The organism is Serratia sp. PL7 (assembly GCF_945957435.1).
The window spans coordinates 262,584-277,079 of record NZ_CAMFLB010000009.1; the positions used below are offsets into that span (position 1 = coordinate 262,584).

Consider the following 14,496-nt stretch of genomic DNA (forward strand, 5'->3'; position numbering starts at 1 on the left):
CCGAAGGAACCTGTCCCGCATGAATCAGATTGACTGCATTTTGTTCGACTGCGATGGCACGCTGGTAGACAGCGAAGTGCTGTGCAGCAAAGCCTATGTGCACATGTTCGCCCACTACGGCATTCATCTGTCGCTGGAAGAGGTATTCAAGAAATACAAAGGGGTGAAGCTGTACGAGATCATCGATCGGGTCAACGCCGAGCAGGGCACTAACCTGGCCAAAGAGACACTGGAGCCGCTGTATCGGCAGGAAGTGGCGCGGTTGTTCGACAGCGAACTGCAACAGATTGCCGGCGCCCGTGAGCTGCTGGCGCAGATAACGGTGCCTGTCTGCACCGTCTCCAACGGGCCGGTCAGCAAGATGCAGCATTCGCTCGGCCTGACCGGCATGCTGCCTTATTTTGATGACCGGTTATTCAGCGGCTATGACATTCAGCGCTGGAAGCCGGATCCGGCGATCGTGTTTCACGCCGCCGAACAGATGCAGGTGCCGGTGACGCGCTGTATCCTGGTGGACGATTCGCCCGCCGGCGCGCAGGCCGGCATCCATGCCGGCATCCCGGTCTTTTACTTCTGCGCCGATCCGCATAACCCGCCGATTGACCACCCGCTGGTGACCACGTTTGACGACCTGGCCCAACTGCCCGCGCTGTGGCGCGAACGCGGCTGGCGGCTCACGGCCGATTAACTGGCCGGCAACGGCGGCTTGTTGCGCCACCAGCGCCAGGACCGTTTCAGCGCGCGGGTTTGCGCGCCGAAGCGGCGGTTGACCGCGTTGGCCAGCAGATCGAGCGCCAGGCAGAACACGAAGTAGACCAGCGCCACGAACAGGAACACTTCCATCGGATAGACCATGCTGCGGTTGTTGACCTGGGTCGCCAGGAAGGTCAGTTCGCCAACGCCGACGATATAAGCCAGCGAGGTGTCCTTGATCAGAGAGATCCACTGGTTGATGAACGACGGCACCATCATGCGCAGCGCCTGCGGCAGCACGATCATGCGCAGCGTCTGCCAGCGCGTCAGCCCCAGAGAAAGCCCAGCCTGCCACTGGCCGGGGCCGATCGCGGCGATGCCGGCCTTCACTGCATGGGCCAGATAGGCCGAGGCGATCAGCGCCAGCGCGCACACCACGGTAGTGATTTCCGGGATCTCGACGCCAAACACCATCGGCAGCAGGAAATAGGTCCAGAAGATCAGCATGATGACCGGAATGGCGCGGAAAAAGCCCAACACCGCCGCCAGCAGCCCGGCGGCGACGCCGCGTGACATCGCCAGCGCCACGCCGAGTAAGGTGCCGAGCACCGCCGAGGCCACGCCGGCCATCAGGCTGATCGCCAACGTCAGCGCCGCGCCACCCAGCGGCCCGTCCGGCCAGGTGCCCCACAGCAGGTAACCCAGGTTGTCGTGAATCACGCTGAAATCCATCTCAATGTCCTCCCAGCGGTTTACGCTGTTGTCGCCACATGCCCCAACCTTCCAGCAGCGCGATGATGGCGATATACAGCACCGTCGCCACGCCGAACGCCTGGAAGGTGCGCAGGGTTTCGGTTTCGACCTGACGCGAGGCGTAAGAGAGTTCGGCAACGCCGATCGCCATGGTCAGCGACGAGTTCTTGATCACGTTCATGTATTGCCCCAGCAGCGGCGGCAGCGCGATTTTCAGCGCCTGCGGCAACACCACGTAGCGCATCGCCTGCCAGCCGGTCAGTCCCAGCGCCTGAGCGGCATATTTCTGCCCGCCGGCGACGCCGCGAATGCCGGAGCGGATCTCTTCGGCGATAAAGGCGGTGGAGTAGAGCGTCAGGCCAAAGAAACCGGCGAGAAACTCGAACGACGGCCACTCAAGCGGGCCGACCTGATGTGAGCTGTTCAGCCACTGCATGGCGGCGGACGGCAGGATCTGCCCGGCGGCGAAGTACCAGAAGAACAGCTGCACCAGCAGCGGCGTATTGCGAAACAGCGAGCTGTACCCCATCGCCAGCCAACGCAACGGCCGCAGGCTGCTGTCGCGCATCGCCGCCAGCACAAAGCCCAGCAACGTGGCCGCCAGGCCCGCGCAGGCGGAAAGCCACAGCGTCAGCAGAAAGCCATGCCACAGCCAGCTCAGGTATTGCGGCGCCAGCAGCCAGTCCAGGTTCATGTTCAATCCTTGTCTTGCAGAATGCATCAGGGGCGCAGCAAGCTGCGCCCCTCCGTGCCTATCTCACCGCAAGCGGTTAAGTCAGGCTTTTGGTTGCTGATCCAAAGGCGCGATTTTGAAATCGCCGCGCGGTTGAGCGGATTTGGTTTCCGGCCCGAACCAGCGATCGTAAATCTTAACCGCTTCGCCGTCTTTTTCCAGCTTGATCAGCGTCTCGTTCACCGCAGCGGTCAGGCGATCTTCGCCCTTGGGAATGCCCACGCCCTGATACTCTTTGGTCAGGCTGAACGGCGAAATTTCAAACTCCGCCTTTTGCGCCGCCGGCAGGTTGCCGAGCAGGCCGACCAGCTTGGCGTCGTCCTGAGTGATCGCCTGCACGTTGCCGTTACGCAGCGCCACGAACGCCAGCGGGGTATCATCGTAGGAGATCACTTTCGCCGTCGGGAAACGCTCGCGCAGGGTGATTTCCTGCACCGTGCCCTTATCCGCGCCGATGCGCAGTTTCTTGATGTCTTCCGGCGTTTTCAGCACGCCTTTGCGGGCGATGAATTTCTGCCCAGTGGCGAAGTACGGCACGCTGAAGTTCACTTCCTTGGCGCGCTCGTCGGTAATGGTGAAGTTGGCGGCAATCAGGTCAACCTTCTTCGACACCAGCAGCGGAATGCGGTTGGCCGGGTTGGTGGCGCGCAGCTCCACTTTCACCCCCAGCGCTTTGCCGATCGCGTCGGCGACGTCCACATCGTAGCCCACCAGCTTCTTGCTCTGCGGATCGATGTAGCCGAACGGCGGGTTACTGTCGAACACCGCGATGCGCACCACGCCGGCTTGCTTGATATCGTCAAGTTTGTCCGCGTGCGCGGCACCGGCGGCGAGGCCGGTCAGACTGGCTAACAACGTTAAGGCCAAAGCGCGATGTTTCATAGAAAGCTCCTAAGTGGTTGATGTCCTGCTGGCGGATAAGCTAGCAAGCGCCACATAGGTCAGGAAATAATATAAAAAGCTATATTTATAACCTTTTTATCTTTACGCGCTTAAGATGGAATAAAGGCGCGGGAAACCGCGCCTTTGAAGGATATTACCCGGAAAGGGTTAGTCGGCTTTGTCGTCTTTACCGCCCGGGGAGAGCAGCTTTTCCAGGGCATCGCCACCCAAATGACGGAAATCCTGCCCTTTGACGAAATAGAAGATAAATTCGCAGATGTTCTGGCAGCGGTCGCCGATACGCTCGATAGAACGGGCGCAGAACAGCGCGGTCAGCACGCTCGGAATGGTGCGCGAATCTTCCATCATGTAGGTCATCAGCTGACGCACGATGCCTTCGTATTCCTGGTCGACCTTTTTATCTTCCCGGTAAATACGGATCGCTTCGTCCAGATCCATGCGCGCGAACGCGTCCAGCACGTCGTGCAGCATCTGCACGGTGTGGCGCCCCAGCGACTCCAGGCTGACCAGCAGCGGCTGGTGCTGGTGCGAGAACTTCTCCAGCGCGGTGCGGCAGATCTTGTCCGCCACGTCGCCGATGCGCTCCAGCTCGGAAATGGTTTTGATGATCGCCATCACCAGACGCAGATCGCTGGCGGTCGGCTGGCGCTTGGCGATAATGCGCACGCAGGCTTCGTCGATCGCCACTTCCATCATGTTGACCTTGGCGTCGCCTTCGATCACGCGCTTGGCCAGCTCGCCATCCTGATTGTGCATCGCGGTGATGGCGTCGGTCAGCTGCTGCTCCACCAGCCCGCCCATGGTCAGCACCTGGGTGCGGATATGCTCGAGCTCTGCGTTGAACTGGCCGGAAATGTGTTTGTTTAAATTCAGGTTATCCATGATGCTTCCTATCAACCATAACGGCCAGTGATGTAGTCTTCAGTCTGCTTTTTCTGCGGCGCAGTGAACAGGTTATCAGTATCACTGAACTCGATCAGCTCGCCCAGATACATAAATGCGGTAGAGTCGGAGCAGCGCGCCGCCTGCTGCATGTTGTGCGTCACGATCACCACGGTGTAATCAGCCTTCAGCTCGCTGATCAGCTCTTCAATCTTGCCGGTGGAGATCGGATCCAGTGCCGAGCAAGGCTCATCCAGCAACAGCACTTCCGGACGAATGGCGATGCCGCGGGCGATGCACAGACGCTGCTGCTGGCCGCCGGAGAGGCTGTAGCCGCTCTGGTGCAGCTTGTCCTTGGTTTCATTCCACAGCGCCGCTTTGGTCAGCGCCCACTGTACGCGCTCGTCCATATCGGCACGCGACAGCTTTTCAAACAGGCGAACGCCGAAGGCGATGTTGTCGTAAATCGACATCGGGAACGGCGTCGGCTTCTGGAACACCATGCCGACCTTAGCGCGCAGCAGTGCGATATCCGAGTTGTCGGTCAGGATGTTCTGGCCGTCCAGCAGGATGCCGCCTTCCGCACGCTGTTCCGGGTACAGCTGGTACATCTTGTTGAAGGTGCGCAGCAGGGTAGATTTGCCGCAGCCGGACGGGCCGATAAACGCGGTGACCTTGTTCTTGGCGATATCCAGCGTGATGTTCTTCAGCGCATGGAATTTGCCATAGTAGAAGTTCAGATCGCGTACCTGAATTTTGCTGCTGGAAGCGTCAGTAACCATACTCATCAAGACTTCTCTCTTTTCATCAGCGCCGCCAAAGCGGCGCTCAAAATTTTATGAATGCTTTTTCTTGGCGAAAACCACGCGCGCCAGGATATTCAGTAACAGTACGCACAGGGTGATCAACAGCACCCCGGCCCAGGCCAGCTGTTGCCATTCGGCGAACGGGCTCATGGCGAATTTGAAGATGGTCACCGGCAGGTTGGCGATCGGCTGCATCAGGTCGGTGCTCCAGAACTGGTTCGACAGCGAAGTGAACAGCAGCGGTGCGGTTTCCCCCGCGATGCGTGCAATCGCCAGCAGCACGCCGGTGATGATGCCGGACACCGACGCCTTCAGCGTGATGGCGGAAATCATGCGCCATTTCGGCGTACCCAGGGCATAAGCGGCCTCGCGCAGCGTATCCGGTACCAGTTTCAGCATGTTCTCGGTGGTACGAATGACGATCGGCACCTGCAGCAGCGCCAGCGCCACGATGCCGGCCCAGCCGGAGAAGTGTTCCATCTTCGCCACCACGATGGTGTAAACGAACAGGCCCACCACGATCGACGGTGCGGACAGCAGAATGTCGTTGATAAAGCGGATCACTTCCGCCAGCCAGGATTTACGGCCGTATTCCGCCAGGTAGATGCCGGCCATGATGCCCAGCGGCGTACCGAAAAGGGTCGCCCACAGGATCAACAGGCCGCTGCCGGCGATGGCGTTGGCCAGGCCGCCGCCCGCGGTATTCGGCGGTGGGGTCATCTCGGTGAACAGCGCCAGCGACATGCCGTCGAAGCCTTTGGTGACGGTAGCGATCAGGATCCAGATCAACCAGAACAGCCCGAACGCCATGGTCGCCATCGACAGGAACAGCGCGAGGCGGTTTTTCTGCCGGCGCCAGGCCTGCATTTTGCGGCGGCTTTCCGCCAGAACGACTGCGTTTTGCATATCCATCGTCGCCATGTTAACGCCCCTCATTCTTGGCCAGACGCATGATCATCAGTTTCGACAGCGCCAGCACGATAAAGGTGATAACAAACAGAATCAGGCCCAGCTCCATCAACGCGGCGGTGTGCACGCCGGACTCAGCTTCGGCGAATTCGTTGGCCAGCGCCGAGGTGATGCTGTTGCCCGGCATGTACAGCGAAGCGCTGTCGAGCTGGTAGGTGTTGCCGATGATAAAGGTCACCGCCATGGTTTCCCCCAGCGCACGGCCCAGGCCCAGCATCACGCCGCCGATGACGCCGTTTTTGGTGAACGGCAGCACGATGCGCCAGATGACTTCCCAAGTGGTGCAGCCGATGCCGTAGGCCGACTCTTTCATCATTACCGGCGTCTGTTCGAACACGTCGCGCATAACCGCAGCGATGTAAGGAATGATCATGATCGCCAGGATCACCCCGGCGGCCAGGATACCGATGCCGAAGGCCGGGCCGGAGAACAGCTCGCCGACGATAGGAATGCCCGACAGCACGTCGCCCACCGGCGTCTGGAAGTATTCGGCGAACAGCGGGGCGAACACAAACAGGCCCCACATGCCGTAGACGATGCTTGGGATGGCCGCCAGCAGCTCAATGGCGATGCCCAGCGGCCGCTTCAACCAGTTCGGCGCCAGTTCGGTCAGGAACAGCGCGATGCCGAAACTCACCGGCACGGCGATGATCAGCGCGATGAGCGAGGTGACCACGGTACCGTAGATAGGCACCAGCGCGCCGAACTGCTCCGCCGGCGCATCCCACTCTTTGGTCCACAGGAAGGCGAAGCCGAATTTCTGCATGCTTGGCCAGGAGGCGAAGATCAGCGAAACGATGATGCCGCCCAGCAACAATAGGGTAATCAGCGCAGCCAGTCTCACCAGCGCGCTGAAAATGATGTCACCGTTTTTGCCCGGTGCTTTGATGGTCGGCTTGTACTCAGCCATAGATTACTCTCTGTTTGAACCCTGGCAGCCCCAACCGGGATCGGAGCCTGAAGAACTGTGTGGGGCGCGGCGAACCCGCGCCCCTGCGTTGTTAGTACAGCGCTTTACCTGAACTGTCTTTTACGTTGGTTTTCCAGGCCGCGCGCACCTGCTCAACCACTTCTGTCGGCAGGGTGGCGTAATCCAGCTCGTTAGCTTGTTTTGCACCGGTTTTGTAGGCCCAGTCGAAGAACTTCAGCACTTCGGCGCCCTGAGCAGGGTTTTTCTGCTCTTTGTGCACCAGGATGAAGGTGGTGGAGGTGATTGGCCACACGTTGTCACCTTTCTGGTCAGTCAGATCCTGAGCGAAGGTCTTGCTCCAATCCACGCCTTTGGCCGCGTTGCTGAAGCTCTCTTCGGTCGGGCTAACCGGTTTGCCGTCGGCGGATACCAGCTTGGTGTAAGCCAGGTTGTTCTGTTTGGCGTAAGCGTATTCTACGTAGCCGATAGAGCCAGGCAGACGCTGAACGAAGGCGGCGATGCCGTCGTTGCCTTTGCCGCCCAGACCGGTCGGCCAGTTAACGGTAGAACCGGCGCCAATCTTCTCTTTCCACTGCGCGTTGGCCTTGGACAGGTAGCTGGTGAACACGAACGAGGTGCCGGAACCGTCGGCGCGGCGCACTACGGCGATGTTCTGGTCAGGCAGTTTCACGCCAGGGTTCAGCTTGGTGATAGCCGGATCGTTCCACTTTTTGACGTTGCCCAGGTAGATATCGCCCAGGGTTTTACCGTCCAGCGTCAGTTCGCCGGATTTAATGCCCGGGATATTCACCGCCAGTACCACGCCGCCGATCACGGTCGGGAACTGGAACAGGCCATCGGCCGCCAGTTTGTCGTCAGACAGCGGAGCATCGGAAGCGCCAAAGTCAACGGTGTTGGCCACGATTTGCTTCACGCCGCCAGAGGAGCCGATGCCCTGATAGTTAACTTTGTTGCCGGTTTCTTTCTGATAAGAATCTGCCCACTTGGCGTAAACCGGAGCGGGGAATGTCGCACCTGCACCGGTCAGGCTGGCAGCAGCGAACGCGGACACGGCGGTCAGGGAGAAGGTCGCTGCCACAATACTGGCGACGGTGGTACGCATCAGTTTCATAATCCCTCCTAATGGGATACTTAAAATCGACTTCGAGTCGTTTTAATCAGAGTAAGTATTGCTGCAGGAGGGAAAATAGGACAGTTTGGTGACAGAAAAATGTACGCAATATGACAGTTATATTACAGTGCGTTTGATGGCTGTTGTTTTATCTATAAATCAAAAAGTTAGTTGTGAAACAGCACGTTTGCCAAGCAATAAATAAACCGTTTGGGTGCGGCCTATCCGCTTGAATATGACAACGTTTATCGCCGAATCGGTCGCGCTGTCATCTTTAAGATCGTTCATGAAAAAGCCGGCGCAAAGGCCGGCTTTTGCAGTTTACCTGCGGCAAATTACTCTACGGTGACAGACTTCGCCAGGTTGCGTGGCTGGTCAACGTCGGTGCCTTTGATCAGCGCCACGTGGTAAGACAGCAGCTGCAACGGCACGGTGTAGAAGATCGGCGCGACGATTTCCTCGACGTGCGGCAGAGGAATGATGGTCATACCTTCGCTGCTGACAAAGCCGGCGTCCTGATCGGCGAACACGTACAGCTGGCCGCCGCGCGCGCGCACTTCTTCAATGTTGGACTTCAGCTTTTCCAGCAGTTCGTTGTTTGGCGCCACCACGATCACCGGCATATCGGCGTCGATCAGCGCCAGCGGGCCGTGTTTCAACTCACCCGCCGCATAGGCTTCGGCGTGAATATAGGAGATCTCTTTCAGCTTCAGCGCCCCTTCCATGGCGATCGGATACTGATCGCCGCGGCCGAGGAACAGCGCATGGTGCTTGTCGGAGAAGCCTTCCGCCAGCGCTTCGATCTCTTTATCCATCGACAGCATCTGCTCGATACGCGCCGGCAGCGCCTGCAGGCCGTGCACGATCTCCTGCTCCACGCTTTCCGCCATGCCTTTCAGGCGGCCCAGGCGCGCCACCAGCATCAACAGCACGGTGAGCTGCGTGGTGAAGGCTTTGGTCGAGGCTACGCCGATTTCCGTGCCCGCTTTGGTCATCAACGCCAGATCGGATTCACGCACCAGCGAAGAGCCCGCAACGTTACAAACGGCCAGCGAACCAAGATAACCCAGCTCTTTGGACAGGCGCAGCGCCGCTAACGTGTCGGCGGTTTCGCCGGACTGCGACAGGGTGATGATCAGGCTACCCGGACGCACCGCCGATTTGCGGTAACGGAATTCGGACGCGATCTCGACGTCGCACGGCACGCCGGCCAACGCTTCAAACCAGTAGCGCGCCACCATCCCGGAGTGGTAAGAAGTCCCACAGGCGATGATCTGCACGTGTTGCACCTTGGCCAGCAGCTCGTCGGCGTGCGGGCCCAGCTCGCTCAGGTTGATTTGGCCATGGCTGAAACGCCCTTCCAGGGTGTTTTTCAGCGCCAGCGGCTGTTCGTAGATCTCTTTTTGCATGTAGTGACGGTAAGCGCCCTTGTCGCCGGCGTCATACTGCACCTGGGATTCGATCTCAGGACGCTCGATGGCGTTGCCCTGCTTGTCGAAGATGTTGACGGTGCGACGAGTCACTTCCACCACGTCGCCTTCTTCCAGGAAGATGAAGCGGCGGGTGACCGGCAGCAGCGCCAGCTGATCGGAGGCGATGAAGTTTTCCCCAACGCCGCGGCCGATAACCAGCGGGCTGCCGGAGCGCGCCGCAACCAATACGCTCGGATCGCGGCTGTCCATCACCACGGTGCCGTAAGCGCCGCGCAGCTGTGGGATCACGCGCTGAACCACTTCCAGCAGCGTACCGCCCTGCAACTGTTCCCAGTGCACCAGGTGCGCGATCACTTCGGTGTCGGTTTCGGAGCTGAAACGGTAACCACGTTCGATCAGCAGCTCGCGCAGCGGTTCGTGGTTTTCGATGATGCCGTTATGCACCACGGTAATGTAGTCGGAAACATGCGGGTGCGCGTTCGCTTCGGTCGGTTCACCGTGCGTTGCCCAGCGGGTGTGAGCGATGCCGGTACCGCCGTGCAGATCGGTTTGCTCCGCCGCTTCGGCCAGTTTTTGTACCTTGCCTACGCGACGCAGGCGACTGACGTTGCCTTTTTCATCGACCACCGCCAGACCGGCGGAGTCATAACCGCGGTACTCAAGACGACGTAAACCTTCCAACAGGATTTCTGCGATATCACGTTGCGCTACTGCGCCTACAATTCCACACATCAGTTATATTCCTAATGAACGCCCTTCATGGGCGCTTTCGATGCCTTGACCTGATTTTTGCCGGTTTTTACCGTGCGTCCCCCGAGCCTGTAGATGGTGGGGGTTATTATGTTTTGTATTGGGCTCGTGAACAGAGCCCAACGCAAAACACACTATGACTTCTTCTTCACCGGACGTTGCCAGCCCTGAATGTGCACCTGCTTGACGCGGCTCAGCACCAATTCGTTCTCGGCAATATCGCGCGTCACCGTGGTGCCTGCGGCGATGGTGGAGCCTTTGCCGACCGACACCGGCGCCACCAGCTGAGTATCGGAACCGACGAACACCCCATCGCCGATCAGCGTCTTGTGCTTGTTGGCGCCATCGTAGTTGCAGGTGATGGTGCCGGCGCCGATATTCACGTCATCGCCGATTTCGGCATCGCCCAGGTAGCTGAGGTGGCCGGCCTTGGAGCCTTTGCCCAGACGCGCCTTTTTCATTTCCACGAAGTTGCCGACGTGGGCCCCTGCCGCCAGCTCCGCGCCTGGGCGCAGGCGGGCAAATGGCCCCACGGTGCAGCCGACTTCCAGCACGCTGTCTTCCAGCACGCTGTAAGGACTGATCTCGCAATCATCACCGATTACGCAGTTTTTCAGCACGCAGCCGGCGCCGATTTTCACCCGATCGCCCAACTTGACGTGACCTTCGATAATCACATTCGCATCAATAGTGATGTCGCGGCCGTGAACAAGTTCCCCGCGCAAATCGAAACGCGCCGGATCCAGCAGCATCACGCCGGCCAACAGCAGCTTTTCAGACTGTTCCGACTGGAATACGCGTTCCAGGGTCGCCAGTTGCAGGCGGTTGTTCACACCTTCCACTTCACTCAGGCGCGACGGGTGTACAGCCTCGATTTTCTTGCCGTCGGCATGGGCCAACGCAATGATATCGGTGATGTAAAACTCGCCCTGTGCGTTGTCGTTGTTCAGCATCCCCAGCCAGCGCTTCAGATCGCGCCCGTTCGCCACCAGGATGCCGGTATTGATTTCGTTAATCTGGCGCTGTGCCTCGCTGGCGTCCTTGTGTTCGACGATGCCCACCACGTTGCCCTGCTCGCGCACGATGCGGCCGTAACCGCTCGGATCGTCCAGCTTGACCGTCAGCAGACCGATGCCGCCCTGCGGCTTGGCCGCCAGCAGGCGTTGCAGCGTATCCACGGAAATCAACGGCACGTCGCCGTACAGCATCAGCACGTCTTCATCGTCGGCAAAATGCGGCGCCGCCTGCTGCATTGCATGACCGGTGCCCAATTGCTCCGCCTGCAGCACCCAGTTCAGCGCGCCGTCCGTCAGCGTGCTTTTCAATAAATCGCCGCCGTGGCCGTATACCAGGTGAACATGTTGCGCGCCCAGTTTCATCGCGGCATCAATGACGTGCTGCACCATCGGCTTACCGGCCAACGGATGCAACACTTTGGGAAGATCGGAATACATGCGCGTACCCTTGCCCGCGGCGAGGATGACCACGCTCATTGCGCTGTTCGACATAAGCAACCTGATAACTCCATTTTGATAGACGAAAGTAAAACCGTTTAGCGACGATATTACTACATATTTCTCATCACGAACCCGGCGCAGGCCGCGCGCCTCTTGGCCTGCCGCCATCATGGCTGATTCGGCTTCAGGACGAAAAAACTGTCGGCGTTCGGCGACGTTTCTTTCCCGATATCAGGGGTTATACACCACACCGCCCGCCGGGCTGAAATGCTTATTTTAAAGTAAAAAAAAAGCGACCCTATAGGCCGCTTTCTTAAAGTTGGGTGCAGAGCACCCAAACATTACATCGCTTTTCTGGTGAGCTCGATAACGCGCAGTTTTGCGATCGCTTTCGCCAGTTCAGCGGATGCCTGAGCATAGTCGACATCGCCATGAGAGCTGCGAATGTGTTCTTCAGCTTTACGCTTAGCTTCCAACGCTCTCGCTTCGTCGAGGTCAGTACCACGGATAGCAGTGTCCGCCAGCACGGTAACCACGCTCGGCTGCACCTCGAGGATGCCGCCGGACAGGTAGATGAACTCTTCTTCACCGTGCTGCTTAACAATACGCACCATGCCAGGCTTGATGGCAGTCAGCAGCGGCGCATGGCCAGGGAAGATCCCCAGTTCACCTTCGCTGCCTGTCACCTGGATCTTCTGCACCAGGCCGGAAAACATCTGTTTTTCCGCGCTGACTACATCCAGATGGTAAGTCATAGCCATATCACCCTCCTCTCAAGGCGTTACAGTTTCTTGGCTTTTTCCACTGCTTCTTCAATGGTGCCAACCATGTAGAACGCCTGCTCCGGCAGGTGGTCATAGTCGCCGTCCATAATGCCTTTGAAACCACGGATGGTGTCTTTCAGCGATACGAACTTGCCCGGAGAACCGGTGAAGACTTCTGCCACGAAGAACGGCTGAGACAGGAAGCGTTGGATCTTACGCGCACGGGATACGACCAGTTTGTCTTCTTCAGACAGCTCGTCCATACCCAGGATCGCGATGATATCTTTCAGTTCCTGGTAGCGTTGCAGAATGGACTGCACGCCACGCGCTACGTCGTAGTGCTCCTGGCCAACAACCAGCGGATCCAGCTGACGGCTGGTAGAATCCAGCGGGTCAACGGCCGGGTAGATACCCAGAGAAGCGATGTTACGGCTCAGTACCACGGTTGCGTCCAAGTGCGCAAAGGTGGTGGCTGGTGACGGGTCAGTCAAGTCATCCGCAGGAACGTAAACGGCCTGTACGGAAGTGATGGAACCGGTCTTGGTCGAGGTGATACGTTCTTGCAGAACGCCCATCTCTTCCGCCAGCGTTGGCTGATAACCTACCGCGGATGGCATACGGCCCAGAAGTGCGGACACTTCGGTACCGGCCAGGGTGTAACGGTAGATGTTGTCAACGAACAGCAGAACGTCACGGCCTTCGTCACGGAATTTCTCCGCCATGGTCAGACCGGTCAGCGCAACGCGCAGACGGTTACCTGGTGGCTCGTTCATCTGGCCGTAAACCAGGGATACTTTGTCCAGAACGTTGGAGTCGGTCATTTCGTGGTAGAAGTCGTTACCCTCACGAGTACGCTCGCCCACGCCCGCAAACACGGAATAACCGGAGTGCTCGATCGCGATGTTACGGATCAGCTCCATCATGTTTACGGTTTTACCTACGCCCGCACCGCCGAACAGACCAACTTTACCGCCCTTGGCGAACGGACAAATCAGGTCCATTACCTTGATACCGGTTTCCAGCAGTTCCTGGGAGCTGGACAGCTCTTCGTAGCTTGGCGCCGCGCGGTGAATAGCCCAACGCTCTTCTTCGCCGATGTCGCCTTTCATGTCGATCGGTTGGCCCAATACGTTCATGATACGGCCCAGGGTAGCTTTACCCACCGGCACTTCAATCGGGTGGTCCAGGTTGTTCACTTTCAGACCGCGACGCAGACCGTCGGAGGTCCCCATTGCGATACAGCGAACCACGCCACCGCCCAGCTGTTGCTGAACTTCCAACACCAGTTTTTCGGTGCCGTTTTCTACCTCAAGGGCATCGTACACTTTTGGTACGGCATCCTGAGGGAACTCGACGTCCACCACGGCGCCGATTACCTGGATAATCTTTCCAGTAGCCATCTTGAATCCTCTACGTAATTCGTAAACCTAGCTTAAACCGCGGAGGCTCCCGAAACGATCTCGGTGAGTTCCTGAGTGATGCTGGCCTGACGCGCCTTGTTGTATACCAACTGCAGCTCTTTGATCAGGCTACCGCCGTTATCGGTTGCGGCTTTCATCGCGACCATTCGTGCGGCCTGCTCGCTGGCCAGGTTTTCCACGACGCCCTGATAAACCTGCGACTCCACATAGCGGCGCAGCAAGGTATCAAGCAGCACTTTTGGATCGGGTTCATACAGGTAATCCCAAGGCGTTTTCTTCAGCTCTTCGTCATCGGCTGGCGGTAACGGCAGCAGCTGAAGCACCTGTGGCTCTTGGGACATCGTATTAACAAATTTGTTGCTGACAATGTACAGCTTGTCCAAACGACCTTCGTCGTAGGCCTGCAGCATCACTTTCACCGGCCCGATCAGATCCGACAGGGAAGGTTTGTCCCCCATGCCGGTCACCTGGGCAACCACGTTGCCGCCCACGGAACCAAAGAAAGAGGCCGCTTTAGAGCCAATCAGCGCCAAATCGGTTTCGACGCCTTTTTCGGACCAGGCTTTCATCTCCGCCAGCAGCTTTTTGAACAGGTTGATGTTCAAGCCGCCGCAGAGACCACGGTCAGTAGACACCACCAGATACCCGACGCGCTTAACGTCACGCTCATCCAGGTACGGGTGCTTGTACTCCAGATTCCCTAACGCAAGGTGACCAATCACTTTGCGCATGGTCTCTGCATAAGGACGGCTGGCCGCCATGCGATCCTGCGATTTACGCATTTTGGAGGCGGCGACCATTTCCATCGCTTTAGTGATCTTTTGCGTGTTTTGCACGCTAGCGATCTTACTACGTATCTCTTTTGCGCCGGCCATCTCTGCTTCTCCTCA

14 protein-coding genes are annotated in these 14,496 nt (G+C 58.4%); 1 reads left to right on the forward strand and 13 read right to left on the reverse strand.

Features of this window, described 5'->3' with window-relative positions; translation table 11 throughout:
* Positions 1–19 precede the first annotated feature (19 nt).
* Positions 20–688, forward strand: a complete 669-nt coding sequence (gene yieH, locus N6G83_RS30380; RefSeq protein ID WP_197825236.1) for a 6-phosphogluconate phosphatase — start codon at positions 20–22, stop codon at positions 686–688.
* Here yieH and N6G83_RS30385 read toward each other — a convergent pair.
* From N6G83_RS30385 to atpG, 13 genes are all read right to left on the reverse strand, one after another.
* Positions 685–1,425 carry an amino acid ABC transporter permease gene (locus tag N6G83_RS30385; protein ID WP_004933841.1) on the reverse strand — a complete coding sequence of 247 codons (741 nt, stop codon included), beginning with the start codon at positions 1,423–1,425 and terminating at the stop codon, positions 685–687. The genes yieH and N6G83_RS30385 overlap by 4 nt on opposite strands.
* A gap of 1 nt (position 1,426) precedes the next feature.
* Positions 1,427–2,140 carry an amino acid ABC transporter permease gene (locus tag N6G83_RS30390; protein ID WP_025304748.1) on the reverse strand — a complete coding sequence of 238 codons (714 nt, stop codon included), beginning with the start codon at positions 2,138–2,140 and terminating at the stop codon, positions 1,427–1,429.
* A gap of 81 nt (positions 2,141–2,221) precedes the next feature.
* On the reverse strand, positions 2,222–3,061 hold the full coding sequence (locus N6G83_RS30395; protein ID WP_089181463.1) for an ABC transporter substrate-binding protein: 840 nt from the start codon (positions 3,059–3,061) through the stop codon (positions 2,222–2,224).
* A gap of 168 nt (positions 3,062–3,229) precedes the next feature.
* Entirely contained in the window at positions 3,230–3,964 is a 735-nt protein-coding gene (gene phoU / locus N6G83_RS30400; RefSeq protein WP_033636521.1) for a phosphate signaling complex protein PhoU, read from the reverse strand.
* A gap of 11 nt (positions 3,965–3,975) precedes the next feature.
* Positions 3,976–4,746: a phosphate ABC transporter ATP-binding protein PstB gene (gene pstB / locus N6G83_RS30405; RefSeq protein WP_016929614.1), complete on the reverse strand. Its 771-nt coding sequence runs from the start codon at positions 4,744–4,746 to the stop codon at positions 3,976–3,978.
* Between the two features lie 54 nt (positions 4,747–4,800).
* A complete protein-coding gene (gene pstA / locus N6G83_RS30410) occupies positions 4,801–5,691 on the reverse strand; it encodes a phosphate ABC transporter permease PstA (RefSeq protein WP_025304746.1) in 891 nt (296 codons plus the stop codon).
* 1 nt (position 5,692) lies between these two features.
* A complete protein-coding gene (pstC, locus tag N6G83_RS30415) occupies positions 5,693–6,649 on the reverse strand; it encodes a phosphate ABC transporter permease PstC (protein ID WP_016929615.1) in 957 nt (318 codons plus the stop codon).
* A 91-nt stretch (positions 6,650–6,740) separates the two neighbouring features.
* Positions 6,741–7,781: a phosphate ABC transporter substrate-binding protein PstS gene (pstS, locus tag N6G83_RS30420; RefSeq protein ID WP_043140725.1), complete on the reverse strand. Its 1,041-nt coding sequence runs from the start codon at positions 7,779–7,781 to the stop codon at positions 6,741–6,743.
* A 335-nt stretch (positions 7,782–8,116) separates the two neighbouring features.
* Positions 8,117–9,946 carry a glutamine--fructose-6-phosphate transaminase (isomerizing) gene (glmS, locus tag N6G83_RS30425; protein ID WP_043140722.1) on the reverse strand — a complete coding sequence of 610 codons (1,830 nt, stop codon included), beginning with the start codon at positions 9,944–9,946 and terminating at the stop codon, positions 8,117–8,119.
* A 152-nt stretch (positions 9,947–10,098) separates the two neighbouring features.
* Positions 10,099–11,472, reverse strand: a complete 1,374-nt coding sequence (glmU, locus tag N6G83_RS30430) for a bifunctional UDP-N-acetylglucosamine diphosphorylase/glucosamine-1-phosphate N-acetyltransferase GlmU (RefSeq protein WP_049207102.1) — start codon at positions 11,470–11,472, stop codon at positions 10,099–10,101.
* A 290-nt stretch (positions 11,473–11,762) separates the two neighbouring features.
* Entirely contained in the window at positions 11,763–12,182 is a 420-nt protein-coding gene (locus N6G83_RS30435; protein ID WP_004933814.1) for a F0F1 ATP synthase subunit epsilon, read from the reverse strand.
* Positions 12,183–12,202: 20 nt separating this feature from the next.
* Positions 12,203–13,585: a F0F1 ATP synthase subunit beta gene (atpD, locus tag N6G83_RS30440; RefSeq protein ID WP_004933813.1), complete on the reverse strand. Its 1,383-nt coding sequence runs from the start codon at positions 13,583–13,585 to the stop codon at positions 12,203–12,205.
* Positions 13,586–13,617: 32 nt separating this feature from the next.
* The gene (gene atpG / locus N6G83_RS30445; RefSeq protein ID WP_004933811.1) at positions 13,618–14,481 is read right to left on the reverse strand and encodes a F0F1 ATP synthase subunit gamma; all 864 of its coding nucleotides are present in this window, start codon (positions 14,479–14,481) and stop codon (positions 13,618–13,620) included.
* Positions 14,482–14,496 lie beyond the last annotated feature (15 nt).

What these genes read in the sequence shown, in the direction of transcription:
- N6G83_RS30435 (WP_004933814.1), bottom strand. Translation starts at nt 12,182, where the DNA reads ATGGCTATGACTTACCATCTGGATGTAGTCAGCGCGGAAAAACAGATG.
- glmS (WP_043140722.1), bottom strand. Translation starts at nt 9,946, where the DNA reads ATGTGTGGAATTGTAGGCGCAGTAGCGCAACGTGATATCGCAGAAATC.
- yieH (WP_197825236.1), top strand. Translation starts at nt 20, where the DNA reads ATGAATCAGATTGACTGCATTTTGTTCGACTGCGATGGCACGCTGGTA.
- pstS (WP_043140725.1), bottom strand. Translation starts at nt 7,781, where the DNA reads ATGAAACTGATGCGTACCACCGTCGCCAGTATTGTGGCAGCGACCTTC.
- pstA (WP_025304746.1), bottom strand. Translation starts at nt 5,691, where the DNA reads ATGGCGACGATGGATATGCAAAACGCAGTCGTTCTGGCGGAAAGCCGC.
- N6G83_RS30385 (WP_004933841.1), bottom strand. Translation starts at nt 1,425, where the DNA reads ATGGATTTCAGCGTGATTCACGACAACCTGGGTTACCTGCTGTGGGGC.
- atpG (WP_004933811.1), bottom strand. Translation starts at nt 14,481, where the DNA reads ATGGCCGGCGCAAAAGAGATACGTAGTAAGATCGCTAGCGTGCAAAAC.
- pstB (WP_016929614.1), bottom strand. Translation starts at nt 4,746, where the DNA reads ATGGTTACTGACGCTTCCAGCAGCAAAATTCAGGTACGCGATCTGAAC.
- pstC (WP_016929615.1), bottom strand. Translation starts at nt 6,649, where the DNA reads ATGGCTGAGTACAAGCCGACCATCAAAGCACCGGGCAAAAACGGTGAC.
- glmU (WP_049207102.1), bottom strand. Translation starts at nt 11,472, where the DNA reads ATGTCGAACAGCGCAATGAGCGTGGTCATCCTCGCCGCGGGCAAGGGT.
- N6G83_RS30395 (WP_089181463.1), bottom strand. Translation starts at nt 3,061, where the DNA reads ATGAAACATCGCGCTTTGGCCTTAACGTTGTTAGCCAGTCTGACCGGC.
- phoU (WP_033636521.1), bottom strand. Translation starts at nt 3,964, where the DNA reads ATGGATAACCTGAATTTAAACAAACACATTTCCGGCCAGTTCAACGCA.
- atpD (WP_004933813.1), bottom strand. Translation starts at nt 13,585, where the DNA reads ATGGCTACTGGAAAGATTATCCAGGTAATCGGCGCCGTGGTGGACGTC.
- N6G83_RS30390 (WP_025304748.1), bottom strand. Translation starts at nt 2,140, where the DNA reads ATGAACCTGGACTGGCTGCTGGCGCCGCAATACCTGAGCTGGCTGTGG.